21 protein-coding genes are annotated in these 23473 nt (G+C 74.0%); 11 read left to right on the top strand and 10 right to left on the bottom strand.

Translation table 11 applies throughout. The features are described 5' to 3' along the window. Nucleotides 1–8 precede the first annotated feature (8 nt). Together AC6EXY_RS21350 and AC6EXY_RS21345 are read right to left on the bottom strand one after the other, a co-directional pair. Complete coding sequence (locus AC6EXY_RS21350) at nt 9–1193, bottom strand: cation:proton antiporter (protein WP_101831764.1); 1185 nt, start codon at nt 1191–1193, stop codon at nt 9–11. A gap of 21 nt (nt 1194–1214) precedes the next feature. Beyond that, nucleotides 1215–1697 carry a cation:proton antiporter regulatory subunit gene (locus AC6EXY_RS21345; protein WP_101831765.1) on the bottom strand — a complete coding sequence of 161 codons (483 nt, stop codon included), beginning with the start codon at nt 1695–1697 and terminating at the stop codon, nt 1215–1217. A 354-nt stretch (nt 1698–2051) separates the two neighbouring features. On the opposite strand from AC6EXY_RS21345, the gene AC6EXY_RS21340 reads away from it, so the two are divergent. Then, nucleotides 2052–2558 carry a PGPGW domain-containing protein gene (locus AC6EXY_RS21340; protein WP_101831766.1) on the top strand — a complete coding sequence of 169 codons (507 nt, stop codon included), beginning with the start codon at nt 2052–2054 and terminating at the stop codon, nt 2556–2558. Here the strand turns inward: AC6EXY_RS21340 and AC6EXY_RS21335 are convergent. Beyond that, nucleotides 2533–2883 carry a hypothetical protein gene (locus AC6EXY_RS21335; RefSeq protein WP_101831770.1) on the bottom strand — a complete coding sequence of 117 codons (351 nt, stop codon included), beginning with the start codon at nt 2881–2883 and terminating at the stop codon, nt 2533–2535. The genes AC6EXY_RS21340 and AC6EXY_RS21335 overlap by 26 nt on opposite strands. Nucleotides 2884–3167: 284 nt before the next feature. Between AC6EXY_RS21335 and AC6EXY_RS21330 the strand changes: the two genes are divergently transcribed. The 5 genes from AC6EXY_RS21330 to AC6EXY_RS21310 all read left to right on the top strand — a co-directional run bounded on the left by AC6EXY_RS21330 (nt 3168) and on the right by AC6EXY_RS21310 (nt 9901). Further along, complete coding sequence (locus tag AC6EXY_RS21330; RefSeq protein WP_101831767.1) at nt 3168–4997, top strand: glycoside hydrolase family 15 protein; 1830 nt, start codon at nt 3168–3170, stop codon at nt 4995–4997. Nucleotides 4998–5115: 118 nt separating this feature from the next. Further along, nucleotides 5116–6399: an L-2-hydroxyglutarate oxidase gene (locus tag AC6EXY_RS21325; protein ID WP_499818652.1), complete on the top strand. Its 1284-nt coding sequence runs from the start codon at nt 5116–5118 to the stop codon at nt 6397–6399. Between the two features lie 73 nt (nt 6400–6472). Then, nucleotides 6473–7612, top strand: a complete 1140-nt coding sequence (locus tag AC6EXY_RS21320; protein ID WP_243407483.1) for an aminotransferase class V-fold PLP-dependent enzyme — start codon at nt 6473–6475, stop codon at nt 7610–7612. A gap of 213 nt (nt 7613–7825) precedes the next feature. Continuing rightward, on the top strand, nt 7826–8998 hold the full coding sequence (locus AC6EXY_RS21315; RefSeq protein WP_499818506.1) for a DUF5685 family protein: 1173 nt from the start codon (nt 7826–7828) through the stop codon (nt 8996–8998). Between the two features lie 222 nt (nt 8999–9220). After that, complete coding sequence (locus AC6EXY_RS21310; RefSeq protein ID WP_101833502.1) at nt 9221–9901, top strand: response regulator transcription factor; 681 nt, start codon at nt 9221–9223, stop codon at nt 9899–9901. A gap of 304 nt (nt 9902–10205) precedes the next feature. On the opposite strand, the gene AC6EXY_RS21305 is transcribed toward AC6EXY_RS21310, so the two are convergent. Further along, on the bottom strand, nt 10206–11000 hold the full coding sequence (locus AC6EXY_RS21305) for a hypothetical protein (protein WP_499818507.1): 795 nt from the start codon (nt 10998–11000) through the stop codon (nt 10206–10208). 111 nt (nt 11001–11111) lie between these two features. Further along, a complete protein-coding gene (locus AC6EXY_RS21300; RefSeq protein ID WP_499818508.1) occupies nt 11112–12812 on the bottom strand; it encodes a hypothetical protein in 1701 nt (566 codons plus the stop codon). Nucleotides 12813–13194: 382 nt separating this feature from the next. Between AC6EXY_RS21300 and AC6EXY_RS21295 the strand changes: the two genes are divergently transcribed. Together AC6EXY_RS21295 and AC6EXY_RS21290 are read left to right on the top strand one after the other, a co-directional pair. Continuing rightward, entirely contained in the window at nt 13195–13596 is a 402-nt protein-coding gene (locus tag AC6EXY_RS21295; RefSeq protein ID WP_499818509.1) for a hypothetical protein, read from the top strand. Nucleotides 13597–13848: 252 nt separating this feature from the next. Continuing rightward, a complete protein-coding gene (locus AC6EXY_RS21290) occupies nt 13849–14166 on the top strand; it encodes a hypothetical protein (RefSeq protein ID WP_133150701.1) in 318 nt (105 codons plus the stop codon). Between the two features lie 512 nt (nt 14167–14678). On the opposite strand, the gene pyk is transcribed toward AC6EXY_RS21290, so the two are convergent. Next, complete coding sequence (gene pyk, locus AC6EXY_RS21285) at nt 14679–16094, bottom strand: pyruvate kinase (protein WP_101832462.1); 1416 nt, start codon at nt 16092–16094, stop codon at nt 14679–14681. A 289-nt stretch (nt 16095–16383) separates the two neighbouring features. Between pyk and AC6EXY_RS21280 the strand changes: the two genes are divergently transcribed. Next, nucleotides 16384–16581, top strand: coding sequence for a hypothetical protein (locus AC6EXY_RS21280; RefSeq protein ID WP_499818510.1), 198 nt, complete (start codon nt 16384–16386; stop codon nt 16579–16581). Nucleotides 16582–16610: 29 nt separating this feature from the next. On the opposite strand, the gene AC6EXY_RS21275 is transcribed toward AC6EXY_RS21280, so the two are convergent. The 3 genes from AC6EXY_RS21275 to AC6EXY_RS21265 all read right to left on the bottom strand — a co-directional run bounded on the left by AC6EXY_RS21275 (nt 16611) and on the right by AC6EXY_RS21265 (nt 19585). Then, complete coding sequence (locus AC6EXY_RS21275; protein ID WP_423748092.1) at nt 16611–18500, bottom strand: ABC transporter ATP-binding protein; 1890 nt, start codon at nt 18498–18500, stop codon at nt 16611–16613. A gap of 126 nt (nt 18501–18626) precedes the next feature. Continuing rightward, nucleotides 18627–19364: an enoyl-CoA hydratase/isomerase family protein gene (locus AC6EXY_RS21270; RefSeq protein ID WP_101832464.1), complete on the bottom strand. Its 738-nt coding sequence runs from the start codon at nt 19362–19364 to the stop codon at nt 18627–18629. 2 nt (nt 19365–19366) lie between these two features. After that, a complete protein-coding gene (locus AC6EXY_RS21265; RefSeq protein ID WP_101832465.1) occupies nt 19367–19585 on the bottom strand; it encodes a helix-turn-helix domain-containing protein in 219 nt (72 codons plus the stop codon). Nucleotides 19586–20169: 584 nt separating this feature from the next. On the opposite strand from AC6EXY_RS21265, the gene AC6EXY_RS21260 reads away from it, so the two are divergent. Then, nucleotides 20170–21744, top strand: coding sequence for a hypothetical protein (locus tag AC6EXY_RS21260; RefSeq protein WP_499818511.1), 1575 nt, complete (start codon nt 20170–20172; stop codon nt 21742–21744). Between the two features lie 92 nt (nt 21745–21836). Here AC6EXY_RS21260 and AC6EXY_RS21255 read toward each other — a convergent pair whose 3' ends face one another. Further along, on the bottom strand, nt 21837–22595 hold the full coding sequence (locus tag AC6EXY_RS21255) for a TetR/AcrR family transcriptional regulator (RefSeq protein ID WP_499818512.1): 759 nt from the start codon (nt 22593–22595) through the stop codon (nt 21837–21839). A gap of 93 nt (nt 22596–22688) precedes the next feature. Here AC6EXY_RS21255 and AC6EXY_RS21250 point away from each other — a divergent pair, with 93 nt between their 5' ends. Further along, nucleotides 22689–23390, top strand: coding sequence for an NAD(P)-dependent oxidoreductase (locus tag AC6EXY_RS21250; protein ID WP_499818513.1), 702 nt, complete (start codon nt 22689–22691; stop codon nt 23388–23390). The last annotated feature ends 83 nt before the right edge of the window (nt 23391–23473 follow it).

The following is a 23473-nucleotide window of genomic DNA, read 5'->3' as shown; positions in this document are numbered from 1 at the left end:
ACGTGGCATCAGCCGCGGGCGGCGAGACGGCGGCGGCCGGCGCGGGTGACCGGCTCGACGAAACGGGCGGCGAGCGGGCCGATGATCGCCATGAGCAGCACATAGCAGGCGGCGAGGGGCCCGAGTTTCGGTTCGATGCCGGCGGCGACGGCGAGGCCGGCGATCACGATGGAGAACTCGCCGCGGGCGACGAGCGCCGCGCCGGCGCGGAAGCGACCCATGGTGCCGATCCCGGCGCGCCGCGCGGCCCACCAGCCGGTGAAAACCTTCGTCGCGACGCCGGCCAGCGCCAGCAGCGAGCCGGCGAGCAGCGCCGAGGGGATCTGCGCCGGGTCGGTCTGCATGCCGAAGAAGACGAAGAACACCGCCGCGAACAGGTCACGCAGCGGGCTGAGCACCTCCTGCGCCCCCTCGACGACCGGCCCGGACAGGGCGATCCCGACGAGGAAGGCGCCGACCGCCGAGGAGACCTGCAGGCGCTGCGCGATCCCGGCCACCAGCAGGGCGAGGCCGAGCACCCGCAGCAGCAGGATCTCGTCGTTGCGGTCGGCCTTCGGGTTGAACACCAGCCGGCTGACCTTGTCGCTGTGGCGCAGGGCGACGAACAGGACCGCGACGAGCAGCCCGAGCGCGACCGCGACGGTCACCGACCCGCGGCTGATCGTCTGGTGCGCCAGCAGCGCGGTGAGGACCGGCAGGTAGATGGCCATCGCCAGGTCCTCGAGCACGAGGACGGACAGCACCACCGGCGTCTCCCGGTTGCCGAGCCGGCCGAGGTCCCCGAGGACCTTCGCGATGATGCCGGACGACGAGATGGCCGTCACCCCGCCGAGCACGACCGCCGCGACCGGCCCCCAGCCGAGCAGGAACGCCGCCACCACCCCGGGGGTGGCGTTGAGCAACAGGTCGAGCACGCCCGCGGGGGCGTTGCCGCGCAGGCCGTGCAGCAGTTCCTCGGCGGTGTACTCGAGGCCCAGGGTCAGCAGCAGCAGGACGACGCCGATCTCGGCGCCGACCTCGATGAACTCCTCACTGGCGCCCAGTGGCAGCAGGCCGCCGTGCCCGAAGGCCAGGCCGCCGAGCAGGTACAGGGGGATCGGGGAGATGCCGCCGCGCATCGCCAGATGGCCAAGGATGCCCAGGGAGAACAGGACTCCGCCGAGCTCGAGAAAGGTGGTGGGTGTGGAGTGCACTCGTTTCGGCCAACCAGCTCGTCAACCGGTGCGGAGCAACGCGGCGACGCTCGCCGTGTTCTCCGGGGTCCCGACGACGACCACGATGTCGCCCACCTCGAACCGGAAGTCCGGTCGCGGTGAGGCGTGCACGATCTGGTCGCGCACGACGGCGACGATGGACGCGCCCGTCCGGGTGCGGGCCTGCGTGTCGCCCAGCGGGCGGCCCGCGTACGGGGAGTCGGGCTGGATGGCGATCTGATCGCCGACCAGGCCGGCGAACGCCTTGCTGATGTCGGTGAGCTTCTCGACGATGTGCGGCGCGCCGAGCAGTTCGGACAGCGCGTCGCTCTCCTCCGCGGTCAGCGGCACGCACTCGCGGGTGGCGTCGCTGTCCTCCGCATCGTAGATCACGAGTTCACGCCGACCGTGGTGATGGGACACCACCCCGAGGCGGCGCCCACTGCGGGTCTGGAAGTCGTGCCGCAGCCCGATGCCGGGAAGCGCGGTCTCCTCGATATCCACAACAGCCCTTTCCGAGCGACGGCGCCCGTTTCATCCCGTGGCGGACACCCGCATACCTCCAGGTGAGCCGCCTTCGTCACCCTAGCCAACGACCGTCCGCGATCCTTGCCACGGCACCGCCGTCGCCCCTCGCCACATACCCGACACCGACGGCGAGTCACCGAGTTCGCTGCGCTACCTCGCCGTCACGGGGCCGGAAGCGGCCGAGGTCACCTCGCCGGAACCGCTGGCCCGGCGACGATTACCCACCACTGCGCGTTGGAACGGTCAAAGTGACAGCGGCGTTCCGCGACGCCGATCCCCAGACCGCCCGGAACCGGGACGTCCAGGCGAGACCGAGGGAGAGCGCCCACCGTGCTGAACCGAAGTGCCCATCTGCTGCGCCGGATCGCGCTGACCGTGCTCGGCGTCGCCATCCTCGGGGTCGGCGTCGCGATGCTCGCGCTGCCCGGACCGGGCTTCCTCGTGATCGCTCTTGGCTTCTTCGTGCTGAGCCTCGAGTACGAGTGGGCGCGGCGGCGCTTCGAGCAGGCCCGGCGCAAGGCCGCCGACCTCGCCGACCAGGCCGCCGCCAACGCGCTGTCCTCGGCCTTCACGATCGTCTTCGGGATCGGCATGGTCTCGGCGGGCGTGGCGTGGATCGTCGTCGACAGCCTGCCCGCGTCGTCGCCGTGGACCGGCGGGAGCCTGATCTTCAGCGGCCTGGTCGTCCTGAGCACGATGATCGTCAGTCTCTGGCAGGCGCGCCAGGCCCGCCTCGCCGGCGAACCGACCCCGGCCGAGCTGCTCGAACGGCGCGATCACCCCGACCGCGCGGCGCACTCCGACCGCGCGGCTACTGGCCCTGGGTCTCCTGGTTGATGCCCACGACGCCGGCCTGGCGGTGCACGCAGGCGTAGATCGCGGCCCGGTCGGCCGTCGACGCCCGGGCGACGTCGTAGCGCAGCGGGTACACCCGGCTGCTGGCCAGGTTGTTGCGATCCGGCGGTTCCTGGATGGCCTTGCCGACCGAGGGGCACGCGGCCCGCACGGCGTCCTTCTGCGCCTTCGTCGCGTCCGGGCTGAAGTAGACGACCGCCTCCTGCTGCGGCGGCGGCCCGCTGGTGGAGGCGTACACCCCGAAGACGATCAGGCCGATGCCGGCCAGGGTGATAGCGACGACGGCGGTGCGACGCCGCGGATCCATCAGGTAACGCAGCGCGCGGGTGATGCCGCTCTGCCACGATTCGGCCACGTCGTGATTCCTGTCACATCGGGGAAGAAAATCTGGTCCGGATAACGGGTGGACCACCGCGAAGTCCGGACCCCCAACGTAGCCGCCCCGCGCGGTCCGTATGGTGAACGCCTTTGTGAGGCACAGCGACCCACACCGTCGAACAGCGATACACGCCGTCGACCGGCGGGCGCCCGCCCACGATCCGGCCCAACGACGGGCCACCCACCATCGGAGCGAGAGAGCGAGGACAGGTCGTGCCATCCCTGATCGAGGACTACGCGCTGATAGGCGATACCCACTCCGCGGCGCTCGTGGCACGGACAGGGTCGATCGACTGGCTGTGCCTGCCCCGGTTCGACTCGCCGTCCTGTTTCGCCGCGCTGCTCGGCGATCCGGACGACGGCCACTGGCAGATCGCGCCGGTCGAGCCGGTGCTCGGCGTCAGCCGCCGCTACCGGGGCGACACCCTGGTGCTGGAGACGGACATGACCACCGCGTCGGGCACCGTGCGCATCGTCGACGCCATGTACCCGCACAACGGCACGCACACCGTGCTGCGCCTGGTCGAGTGCCTCGAGGGCGCGGTGCGGATGCGCTCGGAGACCCGGTTCCGCTTCGACTACGGCTCGATCGTGCCGTGGGTGCGCCGCGTCGACGAGCACACCATCAGTGCCATCGCCGGCCCGGACGCTGTGACGCTGCGCACCACCGCCCCGATGGAGGGGCACGACATGGCCACCTACGCGGAGTTCAGCGTCGCCGCCGGCCAGTCCGTCCCCTTCTCGCTGACGTGGACGCCGTCGCACCAGTCGCCGCCGCCGCCGCACGACGTCCGGCGCATGATCACCCTGACCGAGGCGTGGTGGTCGGACTGGATGGCCGGCTGCACCTACGACGGCCAGTGGCAGCCGGCGGTGCGCCGCTCGCTGATCACGCTGAAGGCGCTGACCTACGCGCCCACCGGGGGGATCGTCGCCGCCGTCACCACGTCGCTGCCCGAGCACATCGGCGGCGTGCGCAACTGGGACTACCGCTACTGCTGGCTGCGCGACGCGACGATCACCCTGCTCGCCCTGCTCGACGCCGGCTTCACCTCCGAGGCGACGGCCTGGCGGGAATGGCTGCTGCGCGCGGTCGCCGGCGACCCGTCCCGGGTCCAGATCATGTACGGGGTGGCCGGGGAGCGCCGGCTGCCCGAGTACGAGGTGCCGTGGCTCGCCGGCTACGAGAACTCCTCCCCCGTGCGGGTCGGCAACGCCGCCGTCGACCAGTTCCAGCTCGACGTGTACGGCGAGGTCCTCGACGCGCTGCACGTCGCCCGGGTCGCCACCGCCGGGCACGGCGACGACTCCTGGCCGCTGCAGACCAAGCTGATGGACTTCCTCGAGACCGGCTGGCGCAAGACCGACGAGGGCATCTGGGAGGTCCGCGGCCCGCGCCGGCACTTCGTCCACTCCAAGGTGATGGCCTGGGTGGCCGCCGACCGCGCGGTGCGCGGCATCATCGAGTCGGGCCTGCCGGGCCCGGTGGACCGCTGGTCGGCGCTGCGCGACGAGATCCACACCGAGGTCTGTTCCCGCGGCTTCGACCAGGACCGGGGCACCTTCACCCAGTTCTACGGCTCCAAGGAGCTCGACGCGGCGCTGCTGTACATGCCGCTGGTCGGCTTCCTGCCGGCGACCGACCCGCGGGTCGTCGGCACCGTCGCCTCCATCGAACGCGAGCTGATGGAGGACGGGTTCGTGCTGCGCTACCCGACCGCCGAGGACGGCGCCGTCGACGGCCTGCCCGCCGGCGAGGGCGCGTTCCTCGCCTGCACGTTCTGGCTCGCCGACAACTACGCGCTGTCCGGGCGGGTGGACGAGGCGCAGGAGCTGTTCGAGCGGTTGCTGTCGCTGCGCAACGACGTCGGCCTGCTCGCCGAGGAGTACGACCCGCGGCTCGGTCGGATGACCGGCAACTTCCCGCAGGCGTTCAGCCACGTCCCGCTGGTGAACACGGCCCGCACGCTCACCGACGCGCTGCGCGGCGTCCCGCGCTCGCGCACCGACCGGGCGCACCCGCCCGGCCACTTCTTCGGCTGAGCGGCCAGTTCTTCGGCTGAGCGGCGGGGCTCGGGCGGACCCTCGGACGGGTCCGCGGCGAGCACGCCGATACTGGTCCGGTACGACGGACGGGTAGGGACACGGACAGGGGGCGGGTGTGGCGGGTCGCATCGCGGTGATCGGTGGCGGCATTCTCGGGCTGGCGGTGGCTCGGCGGCTCGGTCAGGTCGAACCGGGCGCGACGGTGACCGTCTTCGAGAAGGAGACCGACGTCGCCCGCCACCAGACCGGGCGCAACAGCGGCGTCGTCCACGCCGGCCTCTACTACGTGCCCGGCTCGCTGAAGGCGACGCTGTGCCGGCGCGGCGTCGGGCTGCTGCGCGAGTTCTGCGAGGCGCACGACATCCGCTACGAGGAATGCGGCAAGGTCGTCGTCGCCGTCGACGACAGCGAGCTGGAGCGCCTCGCCACCATCGAGAAGCGGGCCGAGGCCAACGGCGTGCCGGGCACCCGGATGCTCGACGCGGCCGAGCTGCGCCAGATCGAGCCGCACGCCCGCGGCGTCGCCGCGCTGCACTCCCCCACCACCGCGATCGTCGACTACCCCGGTGTCGCCCGCGCGCTGCGCACGGAGATCGAGGCCGCCGGCGGGGCGGTGCGCACCGGCGCCGAGGTGATCGGCGTGGACGAGCGGCCCGACGGCGTGCACCTGCGGGTGACCGTGCGCGCCTCGGCCCGCGCCCGTCCCAACGGCAACCACGAGGTCGCCGCGCACGACGGCGGGCGGGTCAGCGCCGTCACCGAGCGGGTCGGCCCGTTCGACCTGCTCATCACCTGCGCCGGCCTGCAGTCGGACCTGGTCGCCACGCTCACCGGGGAGGACCCGTCCCCGCAGATCGTGCCGTTCCGCGGCGACTACTGGCTGCTGCGGCCCGAGCGGCGTGACCTCGTCCGCGGGCTGATCTACCCGGTGCCGGACCCGCGCTACCCGTTCCTCGGCATCCACCTGACCAAGCGCATCGACGGCGAGGTGCTCGTCGGCCCCAACGCCGTGCTCGCCACCGCCCGCGAGGGCTACACGGTCGGCACGCTGCACGGCGCCGACCTGCGCCGCACCCTCACCTGGCCGGGCTTCCACCAGATGGCCCGCACCCACTGGAAGACCGGCGCCAAGGAGATGCTGCGCACGGTCAGCCGCCGGGCGTTCGTCGCCGAGGCCCGCCGCTACGTCCCCGAACTGCGGCCCGCCGACGTCGTTCGCGGCCCCGCCGGCGTGCGCGCGCAGGCCGTCGCCCGCGACGGCAGCCTCGTCGACGACTTCGTCCTCGCCCACAGCGGCCGGGTGCTGCACGTACGCAACGCCCCCTCCCCCGGCGCCACCGCCTCGCTCGCGATCGCCGAGCACATCGTCGCCAAGGTCGTCCCCGACCGCACCGCCTGACCCGGCCGCGGCGCCTGACCCGGCCGCGGCGATGACCGCCCGCCTGGGGCGGGTGGGATGCGATCCTGATGCGGTGGGCGAAGCCGGGATCATCCATCTGGACGCCGCCGGAGCGGCGCGCCCGAGTCCGGCCACCGTCGAGGCGCAGGCGGCGTTCCTGCGCGCCGAAGGCGAGCACGGCGCCTACGTCGCCGAGCTGGAGGCCGCCGACACACTGCGGGCGGGCCTGGAGGCGCTGGCCGCACTGCTCGGGCCCGACCTCGACCCGGACGGCATCGCCTGGCATCACGGCGCCAGTGCCGCGTTCGCCACCCTGCTGGGCGCCTGGCCGCTGCCCGCCCGCGGGGGTCGCGTCGGGGTCGTGCCGAGCGAGTACGGCTCCAACCGGCTCGTGCTCGAGGCGTGCGCCGCGCGGGCCGGGCTCGACCTGCTCGACCTGCCCGTCGACCCGGCCGGCACGGTGGACCTCGACCGTCTCGACGGTTTCGGCCTGGACCGCCTCGACCTCGTCGTGTTCCCCCAGGTGCCCAGCCAGCGCGGGATCGTGCAGCCGGCCGCCGAGATCGGGCGGCGCTGCGCCGCGGCCGGCGTCCCCCTCGTCGTCGACGTCGCCCAGTCGCTGGGCCAGGTCGACACCACCGGCATCGGCGCCGACGCCTACGTGGGCACGTCCCGCAAGTGGCTGCGCGGGCCGCGGGGCGCCGGGTTCGTCGCGCTGCGGGCAGGCGTCGCCGACCGGCTCGGCCTGGCCGCGCCCAGCCTGCACAACGCGCGCCGGGCGGCCGACGGCGGCGCGCCCGAGCCGCTGCCCGGCGTCGCGCGGCTCGGGGTCGGCGAGGCGTCGGTGGCCGCGCGCGTCGGCCTCGCCCGGGCGCTCGTCGCCTACGCCGCGGACGATCCACCGGCGCTCCGGGCGCGGATCGCCGCACTCGCCGCCCACGGACGGCGCGTCCTCGACGGCGCCGGCGGCTGGCAGGTCCGCGAGGAGGCCGACTCTGCGAGCGGCATCATCACCCTGCGCCCGCCACCCGGCGCCGACCCGGCGGCCACCCGCGACCGCCTCTACCGGGACGCCCGGATCCTCACCAGCGCCATCCCCGCCGCCCGCGCCCGCGACCTCGACGGCCCCCTGCTGCGGGCCAGCGCCCACGCCTACAACGACCCCACCGACCTCGACCGCCTCGCCGCCGCCCTTGCCGCCACTTCCACCTGACATGTCGGCCACGATCCTCGGGCACCACCCGAGCCCGGATCACCGCCATACCGCCAAGACGGCGCGTTCCCGCGGGAACAGACCCACCGGACCGGCGTGCGTGGTCGCGAACGCGACGCCCACAGATCGGCGCGGGTCTGAGAAAGTGCGGGGATGTTCGGTGTGGTGCGTCCCTGCCGGGGACGAATGTCGCCGGAGCTCCGCGAGGCGTGGATGTCGCATCTGTGCGGGCTCTGCCTGACCCTGCGTGATCGTCATGGTCAGTGGGCCCGGCTGGCGACCAATGTCGACGCGGTGCTCGTCTCGGCGCTCGTCGCCGCGCAGACCGGCCCCGCTGCCGGGACCACCGGCGGGGCGGGCGGGCGGCGGCTGGCGGGGCCCTGCCCGCTGCGGGGGATGCGGCGCATCGAGGTCGCGGTCGGGGACGGGGTGGGGCCGCGGCTCGCGGCGGCAGTGTCGCTGGCGGCCGGCGCCACCAGTGTGCGTGACCATGCCGCGGACGGCGACGGGATGCTGCGGTTGCGCCCAGCGGCGGCGCTGGCCCGGCGAGTGGCCGGGCGGGCCGCCGACGCGGCCGGGCGGGACGGGCTGACCGTCGGGCTTGACGTCGGCCTGTTCGACCGGGCCGCCGCCGCGGGCCGCGCGCACGAACTCGGCGACGCGACGGCAGGCGGCGACGCGACGGCAGGCGGCGGGCGGGCGGCGTTGCTGGCGGCGTTGGCGCCCACGGAGGCAGCGACCTCCGCGGTCCTCGCCCACACCGCTGTCCTCGCCGGGCGGGAGCACAACCGGGAGCGGCTGGCGGTGGTCGGCAGCCGGTTCGGCCGGATCGTGCACCTGCTCGACGCGGTCGCCGACCGGTCCGACGACGCGCGCACGGGCGCGTGGAACCCGCTGACGGCGACCGGCACAAGCACAGGCGAGGCCCGCCGACTGTGCACCGACGCGCGCCGGGAACTGCGCGGCGAGCTGGCTGCCGTTGATCTCGCCGACGGCCTGGACGCCCGGCTCGTCCACGCCCTGCTCGACGACGGGCTCGCCCACGCCGTCGACCGCGCCTTCCTCGCCGCCGGCGTCCGGCTCGAGGGACCTCGTCCGGGCCAGCGTCCGGACCAGCAGCGTCCGGACCAGCAGCGTCCGGACCAGCAGCGTCCGGACCAGCGCCCCGATGAGCCGTCGGACGGGCGCCGGGTCACCGGCGGCGCCTGCCTGGCGGCCGCCGGCATGTTCCTGACCTGTCAGATGTGCGGCGACTACACCTCGCCGGTGGACGGCCAGCGCAAGGAAGGCCTGTGCGGCCGCTACGGTGACTGCGGTGACTGTTGCGACTGCTGTGAGTGCTGCGACTGCTGCGAATGCTGCGGCGGATGCGGATGCGATTTGTAACCGGCAGGGGAGCGCAATGTTTCATCCTGGTTGCGCGATACGGAACCAGGACGTGACGTCAGGTAGGGATCTGCTGAAATGGTGGGCGTCGCGCGAGCGGAGCCCCGAACCGTCTCTCGCGGTGGGGACGCCCCCACGTCCCCACGCGGGCATCGACGCCCATCCGGCCGTGACGGCGCCTGCCCGTCGCGGTCGCCCGTCCGGGAGAATGACTGGACCAGCATGAGCCCAGAGGACAACTCGGAAGTTCCCGACACCATCACCGTCGCGGCGGTGGACGATCACCCGATCGTGCTGCGTGGACTCGCGGACCTGCTGCACGATGTCAAGGATTTCGATCTCATCGACACCGCCTGCTCCATCGACGCGCTGCTCACCGGCCCGGGCGAGAAGGCCCAGGTCGTGCTGCTCGACCTCGATCTCGGTGACGGTACCCGTCCTCCGGACAACATCCGGCGGCTGCTGTCCGCCGAGCGCTCGGTGGTCGTGTTCAGCGCGGCGGCCGCGCCGTCCACGGTGCGGGGTGCGATGCGGGCGGGCGCGTCCGGCTTCGTTCCCAAGACCGACGACGTCCAGGATCTGGCGACCGCGATCCGCGCCGCCGCGGCCGGCACCGGATGGATCTCTCCGCAGCTGGCCTTCCTGCTTCTCACTGACGACGCCCCGGACGCGCCCGACCTGGCCCCCCGCGAGCTCGAAGCGCTGCGCCTCTATGCGACCGGCATGCCGCTGAAGACGGTGGCCCGGCGGATGGGTGTCTCGCCGGAGACGGCGAAGCAGTACATCGACCGGGTGCGGCAGAAGTACCGTCGCGTCGGCCGCGACGCCGGCACCAAGGTCGACCTGTTCAAGCGCGCCGTCGAGGACGGCCATCTGGACCGGCCGGTCGAAGGTCTGGACTGAGGAAGCGGAGGCGCAGTGGGCGCCGGCACCCCCATGCCAGCGCCCACCACCCGACACACACCGGATCCCCGTGCCCGGTGCGCGCCCCCGCGCCACCCCCCGCGTGGCGTGAGGGCGCGCGATGGGGTCAAGGGCCTAACCGCTCGGCGTGTTCCCCCGAATCGCCTTGCTGTTTCCCCCGTGCGCCCTTGACCTCGTTCATCGTGTCAAAGGGCGCAGGGTGCGTCATGACCCCGAATCCACTGAAAGTGGCGTCCCCTCGATGGGGGACACTCATCCTGGTCAGGTCGGGTGATACGGATAGTCACGACCGGGGTCCGGGCGACCGGTGCGTGAACCCCGCCGCCAGCCCCGCCAGAAACACCAAGAAACCACAGGCGGCCGCGAGCCACAACCCTGGGCCAACTATCACATCTGTCGTCAGGCTGTTGTCGGCGAACGGACCCTCCCGGTAGAGGTGAACGAGGTCGACGGTGGCCGTCAGCGGCACCATGAGACCCGTCATGATCGCGAGCATGCGGCCCCACGCGAGCCGGCCGGCGGCGAGCAGCAGGCCGGCGGCCACCGCGAGGATCCCGAGCACCACTGTCAGCCGGCCGTGCTGATCCGGATCGGTGCCATGCACGTCGAACTCGACCAGGCCGTAGGCCTTCACGGTCGCCCAGCGCATCCCCGACGCGAGGATCACCCCGAGCCCGGCGCAGATCGCCACCGGACCGGCCAGCCAGGAACAGCGGCCCAGCACTCCCCGCCATCCACCCGGGCGCCGCGCCGCGTCCCGCGCCCCGCCCGTCGCGCCCGCTGCGCCCGCGCCGGGGCGATTCGCCGAGGACGGCAGGTCCCAGGGCTGCGCCGCGGCAACCGACGCCCCGCGTCCCCGAGCGTCCCCGGCCACGCCCAGGTCCCCCGCCCTCGTGGCCGACCTCGCCGCACCAGGTCGGGACCACGCCGGATCGGCGGTCGCCGCGGCCCGCGCCCGCCAGACCCGCAGCTCCGCGGCGACCCCCGCGACCCACTCGTCCGACCCACCCGCCGCCGGGCCCGCGGACGGCCCGACATCCGGCGGCCGGGCCCACGGGCTGCCATGCTCACCGGTCAACGCGACACCACCCCGTCCGAGGCCGTGGCCGCCTGGCGGCCGTCCCGGACGGTCGTACCACGGGCGCCGGCCGCCCGCACGGTCACCCGACACACCTGGCGAATCAGCCGATTACCGTCCGCGCCCGCCCCGCGGTGGCCGCAGCAGGATCGCCCCCACCAGCGCCAGCACACCGGAGCCGAGAGTGAGCAGGATGCCGCTGCCGGGATGGATCGCGATCCGATCACCGGACACCGCCCTGAACGACGCGAGGGTCGGCGGCCCGTACATCCGGTCAAGGGCGGCGAGAATGATGATGCCGGCCGCTACCAGACGGGCGACCAGCACGTCCGCCGCACCAGCCGTGAGCGGCCGGCGGGCGAGCCGGGCGAGGGCCACCACCGCCAGCGCGACGGCCAGCACCAGCACCAACCGGCCGTCCCCGACGACGATCCCGGTGAACGTGCGCGTCTCGTCGCCGCTGGACATGGTGCACCACGGCAGGGTGCTGCCGATCACCGCGCCGACCGCCCCCACGACGACCGCCAGCGCCGCGCCCCGTCCCGCCGCACCGACCGGTTCCGCCGCGGCGGAAGGCGCCGGTTCACCCGGCCGCGCGGACGGCGACGGACGGTCCGTGACCGGACCACGATGGCGGGCATCGGCGCGCGGCGGCGGCTCCGCATACGGGCGCGCGGCGTCGTCAGCGGCCGCCTCGTCCGCGGGGAGCAGACCGTCGGACTGTCCCACCCCGGCAGGCGAACCGGTGACGTGAAGCGCGCTCGTCGCGTCGAGGGATTCCGTCGCCCCAGAGGATTCCGTCGCGTCGAGCGGGCCGGACCGGTCGGGTGCCGCGCCGCCGGCCCAGGACGGCGCCTCCTTCCGCTCCGGCCATCCTCCCGTATGTTCGCGACGCTGCGGCGCCGTCCGGACCCGGCCGTCCCCATGACCCCGGCCGTCACCCCGATCGCGGTTGCCGTCTCCGCCGCGGCCGTCCGGGGGAATCCAGCCGTCCTCGCCGCCCCGGTGCCCCTCGCCGACGCGGTGCCCCTCGCCGTCCCGAGCCGCCCAGGCGTCCTCCCGGTCCCGGGCAGCGCTGTGATTCCGGTCGGCATCCGGGCGTCGCTCGGTGTCGTCGTACCGGTCGGACTGGCTGATCCGATCGATGTCAGTACGGGACGGACGGGCGGAGGCGCCACGGTCGGCCGGACCGGATTCCCGCCGCAGCCCGACCCGCATGGTCGGCGGGTCGATCGCGGCGGACGCGGCTGGCTTGGCACTCGTGCCGCTGCGGCTGCCGCCTGCGTCCGAGGGACGTCCGGCCGGTTCCCTTGACGTCCCGCCCGGCCCGCCGTCGTCAGGAACCGGCGACGCGGCCGGCGCGCCGAACCAGGAGACGACCGCGCCGTCGTCGCCGCTCCCGCTCTGGCGCGAGGGGCGCGCGGCGGGGGCTGCGGGGGCAGAGCGAGCGCTGTCCCACCACAGCGCCGCGTCGCCGCCAGGAGAGGCGGACGCGGGTGCTCCTGGGGAGGCGGGTGCTCCTGGGCCGGGGCTCGGGTGAAGGGTGCCGGACGACGCGGAAGCGCCCTGGCTGGCGGCCGGACGAACGGGGGCGTGGCCCGACGGGTCGGGCAGATCCCAGTCGAACCAGGCCGGCCGAGCCCGCGCTGCCGGATCCGGTGTCGGCGCCGCTGGTTTCGCCGCTTCCCGCGGCGCGGCGGCGGATCCCGCGTTCCCGGCCCGGGCGGCGGCGTCGGGCTGACGCGTGACGGCCGCACGCTGCGGCGCCCGGCCGGGCGCGGACGTGCCGTCTGTTCCCGGACGGGTGCGCAACGACGGTGTCCCGCCCCCGGCCCGAGGCGGTGAGCCCGCCGGCTGGGATCGGATCGGCGACGTCTCGGTCCGCGCCTGGGCGCGCTCGCCGCCTGGCGCCACGGCACCACCAGACGCCGCGCCGCCAGCCGGCTTCCGGACCGGCGCGGCCCCCTCGGCAGGTGACGACGCCTGGGCAGGCGGCGACGCCTTGGCGGGTGACGGCGCCTTGGCGGGTGACGGCGCCTTGGCGGGTGACGGCGCATGGGCGGATGGGGTCCCCGTCGCAGGGGGCGTCGACTTGGCGGGGGGCGTCGACTTGGCGGGGGGCGTCGACTTGGCGGGGGGCGTCGACTTGGCGGGGGGCGTCGCGCTCCCGGCGGGGGTGACGGCCGTCGCAGGCGTGATCTTTGCCGCGGGTGTCACCTTGGCGGTGGGCGCGTTATGCGCCGCGGGTCCGGCTGGTGCGGCTTCCGGTCTGGACGCGCTCGCGGCCGCCCGCGTGGACGGGGCCGGCGAGCCTGCCGCCACGGGTCTGGCCGCCGTGGACTTCGTCAGCGACGGGGGGGCCGCGGCGGATGTCGCCACGGGGACGGCCGAGTTCGGCGGTACCGCCGCGGACGCGGGACGAGAGGCGGGCTTCGCCCTCGCCTCGGAGGTGGCCGGCGGCGGCCCAGCCGGCGAGGCCGCGCGCGCAGGGCCCGCGGGCGCCGCGGACGCGCGCGGCTGCGCGGACGGCGGCTGCCCGGACGGCACGCGTCCGGCGGGGGGCTGGGCGGGCTGGGGCTGCCGGGCTGGCGCCTGACCGGATGACCTGGCAGACGGTCGCGCGGGCGGCGTGACCGAAGGTTGCCGGGGCGGGGCGTACCCGGACGGGGGACGTCCGGACAGGGGCTGCCCGGATGGGGGCTGCCCGGACGGGGATGATCCGGCCGGCGGCGTCGTGGACGAGGCCCCCGGAGTCGCGACCCGTGGTGAGGCCGACGCTGGCGGGGCCGGTGCGGGCGGGGCCGGTGCCGGCGCGCGGGACGACGACGCACGTGGCGATGGGCCCGGCGTGGGCGCGGCTGGGGACGATCTGCCCGGAGCAGGCGGGAGGGAGGGCTTCCCCGGCGGCGGCTTCCCCGACGACGGGGACGGCGAAGGAGACGACGAGGGCGGCGACGAACGAGGCGACGGAGGCGGGGCGGACGTGGGAGCCGGTGGGGAGGCCGAGCGCGGGGGCGAGGCGTTCGCCGGTGGGGCGGCCTTCGGCGCCATGGGCGCGCCGGCTCGCGGGCGATCGGCCTGGTTCGGGCGGTCGGCCCGGGCGGCGGCGCCCTGCGGCCGACCCGCGTCCATCGCGGGCCGCGCGGCCGGGGCCGCACCTGCCTGATCGTCCGTTCCACTCCCCTGCTCGACCATCCGACCACTCCCTGACCTGCGCCCACCCTGGCAGTCCCGATGCCCGCCAGGCCGGCTTCCGGTTCCCGGAGGGCGCGCTCCGCCGCGCGCCAGGGGGTCGGAGCGGATACGACCGGGCCTCATCATGACAGCCGCGACATATCACCCAGACAGGCGTCTCGGGTGACGCGAGGAAGGCGAGCGGCGGTGCCGATGCGGCGGCGCCGGGAGGCGGATCCTCCCGCCTCGCGAGCGGGAGGTCAGGGGACGGACAGAGACGGACCGGGCGCGCGGCCGACCGGCCTGGCAGGCGCCCGACCGCCGGTCGGAGCGGGTCCGTTACCCACTGCGGCCGCCCGTCGGTCAGGCGTCTTCTCAGATCAGGCGTCGTTCAGGTCGCGCGCCGTCCCAGGGGTGGGACGTCATCTCAGGGTCGGGCGTCATCTCAGGGTCGGGCGTCGTCCCGGATCGGACGCCCGGCCGGTGGCGGGGTGCGGGGGATGGTCAGATGACCTCGCCGATGCGGTGGACGCGCATCGTGTTGGTCATGCCGGCGACGCCGGGCGGGGTGCCGGCGACGACGACGACGAGCTCGCCCGGACGGCACCGACCGATCTGGAGCAGGGCGGTGTCGACCTGGCGGACCATCTCGTCGGTGTTCTCCGCGAACGGCACCAGGAAGGTCTCCACACCCCAGAACAGCGCCATCTGGTTGCGGACGGCGGGAATCGGGGTGAAGGCCAGCACCGGCACCTCGCTTCGGTAGCGGGCGAGGCGTCGGGCGGTGTCGCCGCTGAGCGTGTGCGCGACGAGGTACCGGGCGCCGACCGCGTGCCCCACCGAGGCTGCGGCCTGGGCGAGCGCGCCGCCGAGGGTGCGCGGCTCGGTGCGCACCGCCGGGATCCGGCCGAGGTCGGCCTCGGCGGTCTCGATGATGCGGGCCATCGTGGCGACCGCCTCGATCGGGTACGCACCGACGCTCGTCTCCGCGGACAGCATGATCGCGTCCGCGCCGTCGAGGACGGCGTTGGCGCAGTCGCTGGCCTCCGCACGGGTCGGGCGCGGCGCGCTGACCATGGACTCGAGCACCTGGGTGGCGACGATCACCGGCTTGGCCCGCTCGCGGGCCTGGCTGACGATCCGCTTCTGGGCCAGCGGCACGTCCTCGAGCGGGAGCTCGACGCCCAGGTCACCACGGGCGACCATGAGCCCGTCGAACGCCTCGACGATGCCGTCCAGCGCTTCCACCGCCTGCGGCTTCTCGATCTTGGCGTGGCAGGGGATCCGGGTCCCCACCTCGTCCATGATCGCGTGCACCGACTTGATGTCGGCGGCGCTGCGCACGAACGACAGCGCGATCATGTCGACGCCGAGTTCGAGGGCGAAGCGCAGGTCACCCTCGTCCTTCTCGCTCAGCGCCGGCACGGTCAGGGCCGCGCCGGGGATGTTCATCCCCTTGTGGTCGCTGACCGGGCCGCCGATGACGACGGTGGTGTGGACGTCGGTGTCGGTGACGCCGTCGATCTGCAGCACGAGCCGGCCGTCGTCGACGAGGATGCTGTCCCCGGCGGCGACGTCGGTGGGCAGGCCGGCATAGGTGGTGCCGACCTGGTGCTGGTCACCGGGGACGTCCCGGACGGTGACGGTGAACCGCTGCCCGGGCACGAGGGTGACGCTGCCGTCGGCGAAGGTGCCGAGGCGGATCTTCGGGCCCTGCAGGTCGGCGAGGATGCCGACGTTGCGGCCGGCCGCCTCCGCCGCCTCGCGCACCCGGGCGTAGACGGCGGCGTGCTGTTCGTGTGTTCCATGGGAGAAGTTCAGGCGGGCAATGTCCATTCCCGCTTCGACGAGGGCTCCGACCTTCTCGGGTGAGCTGGTGGCCGGGCCGAGGGTACAGACAATCTTGGCTCTACGTGGCACACACAAAGCCTAAGTACTGATCGTCGGTCATTGCACACGGGGGCCCGTCCGAACGTCGGCGTGGCGCACCACACCATAGTCAGATCCGGTCAATGAGGTACATGCTGCACGTGGTCGCGCGACGGCGTACCGTCCCTGTCGTCGCCTGTGCCACACTCCGCCCCCACCCGGCACGGGTCGATACGGGAAAGACGGCAAGGGCGCCGACGTTCCTGGGAGCGGCTCGACGCGGGCGCCGACACGCCCACGGAAGTCGGTATCACACCCCCGAGCACCCCCGGAGTCGGGCATGAATCCAAATCCCGCCATTCACCGCCGGCCCTCCGGCGACATCGACATCGCCGTCCTCGACGGTGTCCCAAGCGCCTCAACGGACGCGGCGCCCGGCTCCACCAGCACCAGCACCGACGCTACGGCGGCCGCAGCCGGCGCCGTGCCCGCCGCCGCGGCCACGCCGGACATCGCCACAGGCGACATCGGCGTCTGACATCCGACACCCACCGCGAGCCGGCGGGATCAGGCGGGCAGCGCCGGCTCCGGCTCGCGGCGGGCTCGCGGCTCCTCGGTGGTGGGCCGGAACTGGGTGTGGTAGAGCTCGGCGTACAGGCCGCCGCGGGCCAGCAGGTCGTCGTGCGTGCCGCTCTGCACGACGCGGCCCCCGTCGATGACGAGGATCCGGTCGGCGTCGCGCACCGTCGACAGCCGGTGCGCGATCACCAGCGAGGTGCGGCCGGCCAGCGCGACGGCGAGTGCCTGCTGCACGGCCGCCTCGGACTCGCTGTCCAGATGGGCCGTCGCCTCGTCCAGCACGACGACGCCCGGCGCGCGCAGCAGCAGCCGCGCGATCGCCAGGCGCTGCTTCTCCCCGCCTGACAGGCGGTGCCCACGGTCGCCGACCACGGTGTCCAGGCCGTCCGGCAGGTCGCGCACCAGCGCGCCGACCTGGGCGGCGTCGAGGGCCGCCCACATCTGGTCGTCGGTGGCGTCCGCGCGGGCGAACAGCAGGTTCGCGCGGACCGTGTCGTGGAACAGGTGGGCCTCCTGGGTGACGACCCCGACGGTGGCCCGCAGCGAGCGCAGGCTGACGTCGCGTACGTCGTGCCCGCCGACCCGCACCGCACCGCCGACCGCGTCGTAGAGGCGCGGGACGAGCTGGCTGATCGTCGTCTTGCCGGCACCGGACGGGCCGACGAGCGCGATCATCTGGCCGGGCTCCGCGCGGAAGGTGACGTCGTGCAGCACCGGCGCGGGCACCCGGTCGTCGAGCACGGCGACGGATTCCAGCGACGCCAGGGAGACCTCGTCCGCGGCCGGATAACGGAATTCGACGTGGTCGAACTCCACGGCCGCGGCACCCGGAGCCAACTCGACCGCGCCGGGCCGGTCGACGATCCGCGGCTCGAGGTCGAGAACCTCCAGGACACGTTCAAAGGACACCAGCGCGGTCATGATGTCGACGTGCACGCTGGAGAGCTGGCTGAGCGGCCCGTACAACCGGGTCAGATAGGCGGTGAGTGCGACGAGGGTGCCCACCTCGAGGTCACCGCGGGCCGCGAGCCGGCCGCCGGCGCCGTAGACGATCGCCGTCGCGAGCGCGCCGACGAGGGACAGGGAGACGAAGAAAATTCGGCCGTACATCGCCTGCGTTACACCGATGTCACGTACTCGTCCCGCTCGACCGCGAAAACTGGCCTCCTCGCGTTCGGGGGAGCCGTAGAGCTGTGCGAGCATCGCGCCGGAAACGTTGAATCGCTCCGTCATCATGCTGTGCATCTCGGCGTTCTCCCCGTACCGTTCCCGGGTGAGCCGGGCCAGGCGCGGGCCGAGTGCGCGGGCCGGAAGGATGAAAACTGGCAGCAACACGAGTGACACCAGCGTGATCTGCCATGACAGCACCGCCATGGCGGCCAGGGTGAAGGCCGCGGAGAGCACATTCGACAGCACCGAGGACAACGTGTTGGTGAACGCCGACTGCGCGCCGAGGACGTCGTTGTTCAGCCGGCTGGTGAGCGCGCCGGTCTGCGTCCGGGTGAAGAAGGCCAGCGGCTGGCGGCCCACGTGCCGGAAGATCTGACTGCGCATCTCGTAGATCAGGCCCTCGCCGATGCGCGCCGAGTACCAGCGCTGGCCGAGGGACAGCCCCGCGTCGACGACGGCGAGCGCGGCGACCACGCCCGCGAGCGCCTCGACGTAGCCGACCCGGTGCCGCGCGATCCCGCCGTCGATGATCTCCTTGAGCAGCAGCGGAACGGCGGCGCCGAGCCCGGCGGAGGCCGCGATCAGCACGAGGAAGCAGGCCAGCTCCCGCCGCCAGGGACGGGCGAACGCCACGATCCGGCGCAGCGTGCCCGGTCGCAGTGACGCCTTGGCCGCCGAACGGTCCCGCATCGCGGACCGCGTCACCATCCACCCGTCCGACCCCGGCCGCATCGCACTCTCCCACCGTCGGCGCGCTTGCACTGTAAGCGTGTAAGCATCCCGGTAGGTACCGCATTCCCGCCGCCGTGCGCACCAGGGCGCTGATCAGGCGGGTCAGCCTGCCGGGTCGAGCGAGCCAGCGGCGAGGCGTTCCCATGCCTCGGACTCGGCGTCGGCGGCGATGCCCGGCCTCGTGGGCCGCACCAGTGCCTTGACCTCGGCGGACACCGCGCGCGGGGTGGCGAGCAGGGCCGTGACGAGCGCGGCGAGCTCGTCATCGAGACGGGCGGCGGGCACGACCCGCTGGACGAGCCCGAGCCGGCCGGCCTCGGCCGCGCCGAGCGGACGGCCGGTGAGACCGATGTCGAGGGCGCCGGGCCAGCCGACCAGCGCGGCGAGCCTGGCCAGGCCGCCGGGCACGGGCATCAGGCCGCCAGCCGCGTAGCCGGAGCACAGCACCGCGTCGGCGGTGAACACCCGCAGGTCACAGGTGACGGCGAGCGCCGTCCCGACATCTCCGGTCGAGCCGGAGACGGCCGCGACGCTCACCAGATCGGCGCGGGCGGCCAGGCGGGCGAGCGCGTCCTGCCACGCGCGGCACCCGTCCGCCAGGCCGTCCGGATCGATCGGATGTCCAGGGGCGTCCGGGGGGCGCACCCCAGCGCCCTCCACTCGTATGACGGCGACCCGCACCTCGCCGGTCAGCCGGCGCAGCGCGTCGCCCAGGGCGGTGCCGAGCATCCCCAGCACGCCGGGATCCTCCTCGCCGCGAACCGTGAAGGTCGCGACCGGCCCGGTCACCTCCGCCCGAAGCCCGGCCGCCGCCGCTGCGGCGGCGGCCGGCACCGCCATGGTCAGGAGCTCTTCTTCTTGGTGCCCCGGGTCGCACCGCCACGGCCACGCAGGGTGGTGCCGGACTCCGACAGGATCCGGTGGACAAACCCGTACGAACGACCTGAGGACTCCGCGAGCAGCCGGATGCTCTGCCCACCCTCGTACTTTTTCCGAAGATCGGCAGCGAGCTTGTCCCGCTCGGCGCCGGTGATCCGGGTTCCTTTCCTAAGCTCGGCCAACGTGGCCCCCTCCGTGCTCGATGATCTGCGAACCGATCTTCACTCAGCTTGAGTGAACGCGCCACTCGAAGCAGATGTGATCCATCACACGCGGTGCGCCGGTGCGTGACCGTGCCATCGCGCTTCTACCTCCACTACCTCCCCCGCCGGCCGTGACCCACAGGCAGATACCGCCCACTCGCGTGCCGGCGCCCGGCCGACCATGCACGGAGACCAGTGTCCCCAATCCCCTGCACACGGCCTAACAACGGCAACGGCGCGTCGTCACGAACATCGCCAGCACGCCAGCCGACGATCTTCATTACACACGATGCCGCAGGTACAGCCTGCAGTGGATCACACTACCGAGCCGATCGGCGGACCGCGAACGGGCGGGATCAAACCGACTGATTCCTCACACCAGGCGGCCACCGCACCCGTCCGCGTGACGCATCCGATGCCCACCGTGGCCTGCACCGCCGGCGGCGGCTCGCCCCCGTCCCGATACGGCTCGGCAGTCGTTACGGTGCAGATGTGGTCGGTGCAGCGGTGTTCGTCGGCGGAGTGATGGTCGTCGGCGGGGCGGGACCGGCCGGGAGTGGTCGGTGAGTGTGACCGACGGCGCCTCGGGTCCGGCCGGCGTCCCCGCCGCGACGCACGGTGGCGCCGACCGGCGCGGGCGGTGGCTGGGCCGGTGGACGGACGCGCCGGCATCCGCGCAGGTCTCGGCGGCACGCGGCGAACTCGCCGAGGCCGGGATCTGGCTGCTGCTCGTCGCGTTCGGGCTGGCCGGCACGGCCCTGATCGGCGGCGCCGACATCCCGCTCGGCCTCGCCGACCCGCCCTGGCAGGGTGGCTGGTCGGTCCGCTTCGACCCGATGATCGCGATTCCCCTCGCCGTCGCCGCGGTCGTGCTCACGCTGACCGCCTGGTGGTCCTCGACGCTGCGCCCCCCGCCCCAGCCCCAGCCCCAGCAGCCGGGCCCCGCACTCGCGCCACCCGCGGAGGCGCCCATCGCGACGCACGGCACCAAAGTGGGGCAGACCGCCACGCCGACGTCCCAGCCGGCGGCGGGAACGGCCGCGGCGTTCCGGTTGCCGTGGAGCGTGCTGCTCCTGCTGGGCGCGCTCGGGTCGCTCGCCTGGAGCGTCGCGCTGGCGCTGGTCACTCCCGGTGATCTGGCCGCGGGGCTGCGCGCTCCGGCAGACCTGATCACCGCGGCCGGAACCGTCGGCGACGACCCGCTCGGCCTGCTCGCCCACTACACGGCCACCACCGGGCACGTGGCCGCGGGGGCGGCCGCCGTCCTGCCCACCCATCCCCCGGGCCCCGTGGTGGCCGCCTGGCTGCTGGCGCACGCCGGGCTGGGCGGCGCCCTGCCCGTCGGGCTGGTGTTCACCGGCTGCGGGGCGCTGACCCTGCCGGTGGTGTGCGTCGCGGTCCGGTCGCTGTGCCACGAGACGGCCACCCGGCGCCTCGTGCCCGTGCTGGTGCTCGCGCCGTGGAGCGGCTGGCTCGCGGGCTCCCCGGACGCCGTCACGGCCCTTCTGGCGGCGCTGGCGGTCGCCGTCGGGGTGGTCGGCTGCGAGCCGGGTCGGCGCTCGGTGTGGTGGGCGCTGGGCAGCGGGCTGCTGCTGGGGCTCGCCGCGTTGTTCGGCTATGCCCCGGTCTGGCTGGGTGTGGCGGTGGCCGCGGCCTACTTCGTCCGGCGCCGACCGTTGCTCAACGTGTTCACCGGGCTCGGCGCGCTGCTACCACTGTGGCTGTGCGCCGCCTGGGGCTTCGCCTGGCCGGACGGGTTGGCGCTCGCCCGGGCCGCGCGGGTGCCGGTGGGCAGCGCGCTGGCCTGGGTCTTTCTGGACCTGACCATCGTCGTGCTGGCCGCCGGGCCGGTGGCCGTGCGCGCGGCGCGCCGGCTGCGGCTCACCCCCGGCTGGCCGTTCCTGGTCGGCGCGGGCGCGACGGCCCTGTTCGCGACGGCCGTGGGACTCGCCGACGGCGGCGCGGAACGGACCTGGCTCCCTCTGTTTCCGTGGCTGCTGGTCGCCGCGGTGGCGCCCCGGCCACGGCCCCCCGGCCCTGGCGACCGGTTGCGGGCCGGCAGACCGCCCGTCGTCCTGATGTCACTGGGCGCGGTCGCGGCCGTCGCCCTGCGGCTGTGTCTGGGCCGCTCGGCCTGACCCTCGTGGTCCAGGCATCCAGGCAGTCGGGCAGTCGGGCGTCCAGGCAGTCGGGCGAGCGCGTCCCGCCGGGTGACGGATGGTCCGCCCCGCTAAGGGGTCTCGAGGCCCAGGGATCGCAGAAGGTGGGTCAGTTCCTCCTCGAAGAGCGCGTCCGGACGGGCCGTCTGGGCCTGCAGGTGCCCATAGACCTCCAACGCCACCAGGCCGTGCAGGCGTCCCCACAGGCGTAGGGCCAGCGCGAGACCGGCTGGCGGAAGCTCCGGGAAGACCGGACGGACCTTGTCGAGCAGTCCGGCGTCGAAGTCGGACCAGCCGAACGCGCTGTCGGCCTGCAGGCCTTCGGCCCACGGCCAGGCGGCGGCCGTCACCGCGGTGAGGGCCAGGCAGACGCGCTGCGCGGCCGCCGGGGCCGCACCGCCCTCCGGCGGCCGGTATCCGGGCACGGGGTCCCCGTAGACCAGCCGGAAACCCTGCGGATTCGCCAGGGCCCAGCCTCGGAAGGCCCGCGCCCACCCACGAATCCGTTCCCGCGGACCGCCGCCGGACCCCGAGCCGCCGGGGGTGCCGTCGGGCACGCAGCCGGGAGTGCCGGCCGGGTCGGCGTTCCAGGCCGCCTCGATCGCGTCCGCGAGTGCCGTGTGCACGTCCTCGATCAGTGCGGTCACCAGGTCGTCGCGGGTGGCGAAGTACCCGTAGATCGCGTTGGCAGTCATGCCCATCTCCCGGGCGATCGCCCGCAGCGTGATCGCGTCGGGGCCGCCCGCGGCCATGAGCGCGAGCGCCACCTGCTTGATCTCCGCTGTCGTCTCGGCCCGTAGCCGCTCTCGGCGTCCGCGCGTTGCTACCACACCACAGGACTCTATGACCCCCACCCCCTCACGGCATATCTTTACTTCACACCATATAGTTTGGTGACACCATCACCTCGGATTGGGAGAACCATGCGCATCGGCGTCATCGGAGCCACGGGCGGCATCGGCAGTCTCGTCGTCACCGAGGCCCTCCAGCGGGGCCACCAGGTCACGGCGTGCAGCCGCGACGCGACGGGCATCAGGGAGGCACGGGAGAACATCACGTGGGCGAGCGTCGACGTCCTCGACGCCGGCAGCGTCGCCGCGATCCTGCCGGGGCTGGACGTGCTGATCAGCACGTTCCAGCCGGGCAACGCCACGCGGGACATCGCGGACACGATCCGGCGCTCGATCGCCGATCCGTCCGTCCACTCCCGCGCCGCACATGCCCTGCTCACGGCGTTGAACAGCCACCCCCGCACCCGGCTGATCGTGGTCGGCGGGGCCGGCAGCCTGGAGATCGAACCCGGGCTCGTCCTCGCCGACGCGCAGGACCGGCTGCACCAGGTTCTCGACGGGATCGGGCTGCCGCGGGAGTACGCCGCGTCCGTGCGCGGCGCCCGGGACGGGCTCAACATCCTGCGCACATCCAACCGGCTGTGGACCTACTTCAGCCCCGCCGAGGACATCTTCCCCGGTGAGCGCACCGGGCGGTTCCGCATCGGCGGCGACCAGCCCGTCCGCGACGCCGATGGGCGCAGCCGCGTCTCGACGGCGGACGCGGCCGTCGCCCTGCTCGACGAAGCGGAGCTCCCCCGCTTCATCCAGCGCCGCTTCACGATCGGCTACTGAACCGGCCCGTACCGCGGGACCCCAGCTCCTACGGCGAAAACGCGAGGCCAGGGACACCCGTGGAGCGAACGCCGTTACGAAAG

The sequence above is a fragment of the Frankia sp. RB5 genome, from assembly GCF_059816245.1.
This window is presented reverse-complemented; position numbering and strand designations above follow the sequence as displayed.

Excerpts from the sequence above, each read along its gene's own strand:
- AC6EXY_RS21335 (WP_101831770.1), bottom strand. The coding sequence starts at position 2,883 with ATGGATCCGCGGCGTCGCACCGCCGTCGTCGCTATCACCCTGGCCGGC.
- AC6EXY_RS21280 (WP_499818510.1), top strand. The coding sequence starts at position 16,384 with ATGAATCCAAATCCCGCCATTCACCGCCGGCCCTCCGGCGACATCGAC.
- AC6EXY_RS21310 (WP_101833502.1), top strand. The coding sequence starts at position 9,221 with ATGAGCCCAGAGGACAACTCGGAAGTTCCCGACACCATCACCGTCGCG.
- AC6EXY_RS21250 (WP_499818513.1), top strand. The coding sequence starts at position 22,689 with ATGCGCATCGGCGTCATCGGAGCCACGGGCGGCATCGGCAGTCTCGTC.
- AC6EXY_RS21270 (WP_101832464.1), bottom strand. The coding sequence starts at position 19,364 with ATGGCGGTGCCGGCCGCCGCCGCAGCGGCGGCGGCCGGGCTTCGGGCG.
- AC6EXY_RS21275 (WP_423748092.1), bottom strand. The coding sequence starts at position 18,500 with ATGGTGACGCGGTCCGCGATGCGGGACCGTTCGGCGGCCAAGGCGTCA.
- AC6EXY_RS21315 (WP_499818506.1), top strand. The coding sequence starts at position 7,826 with ATGTCGCATCTGTGCGGGCTCTGCCTGACCCTGCGTGATCGTCATGGT.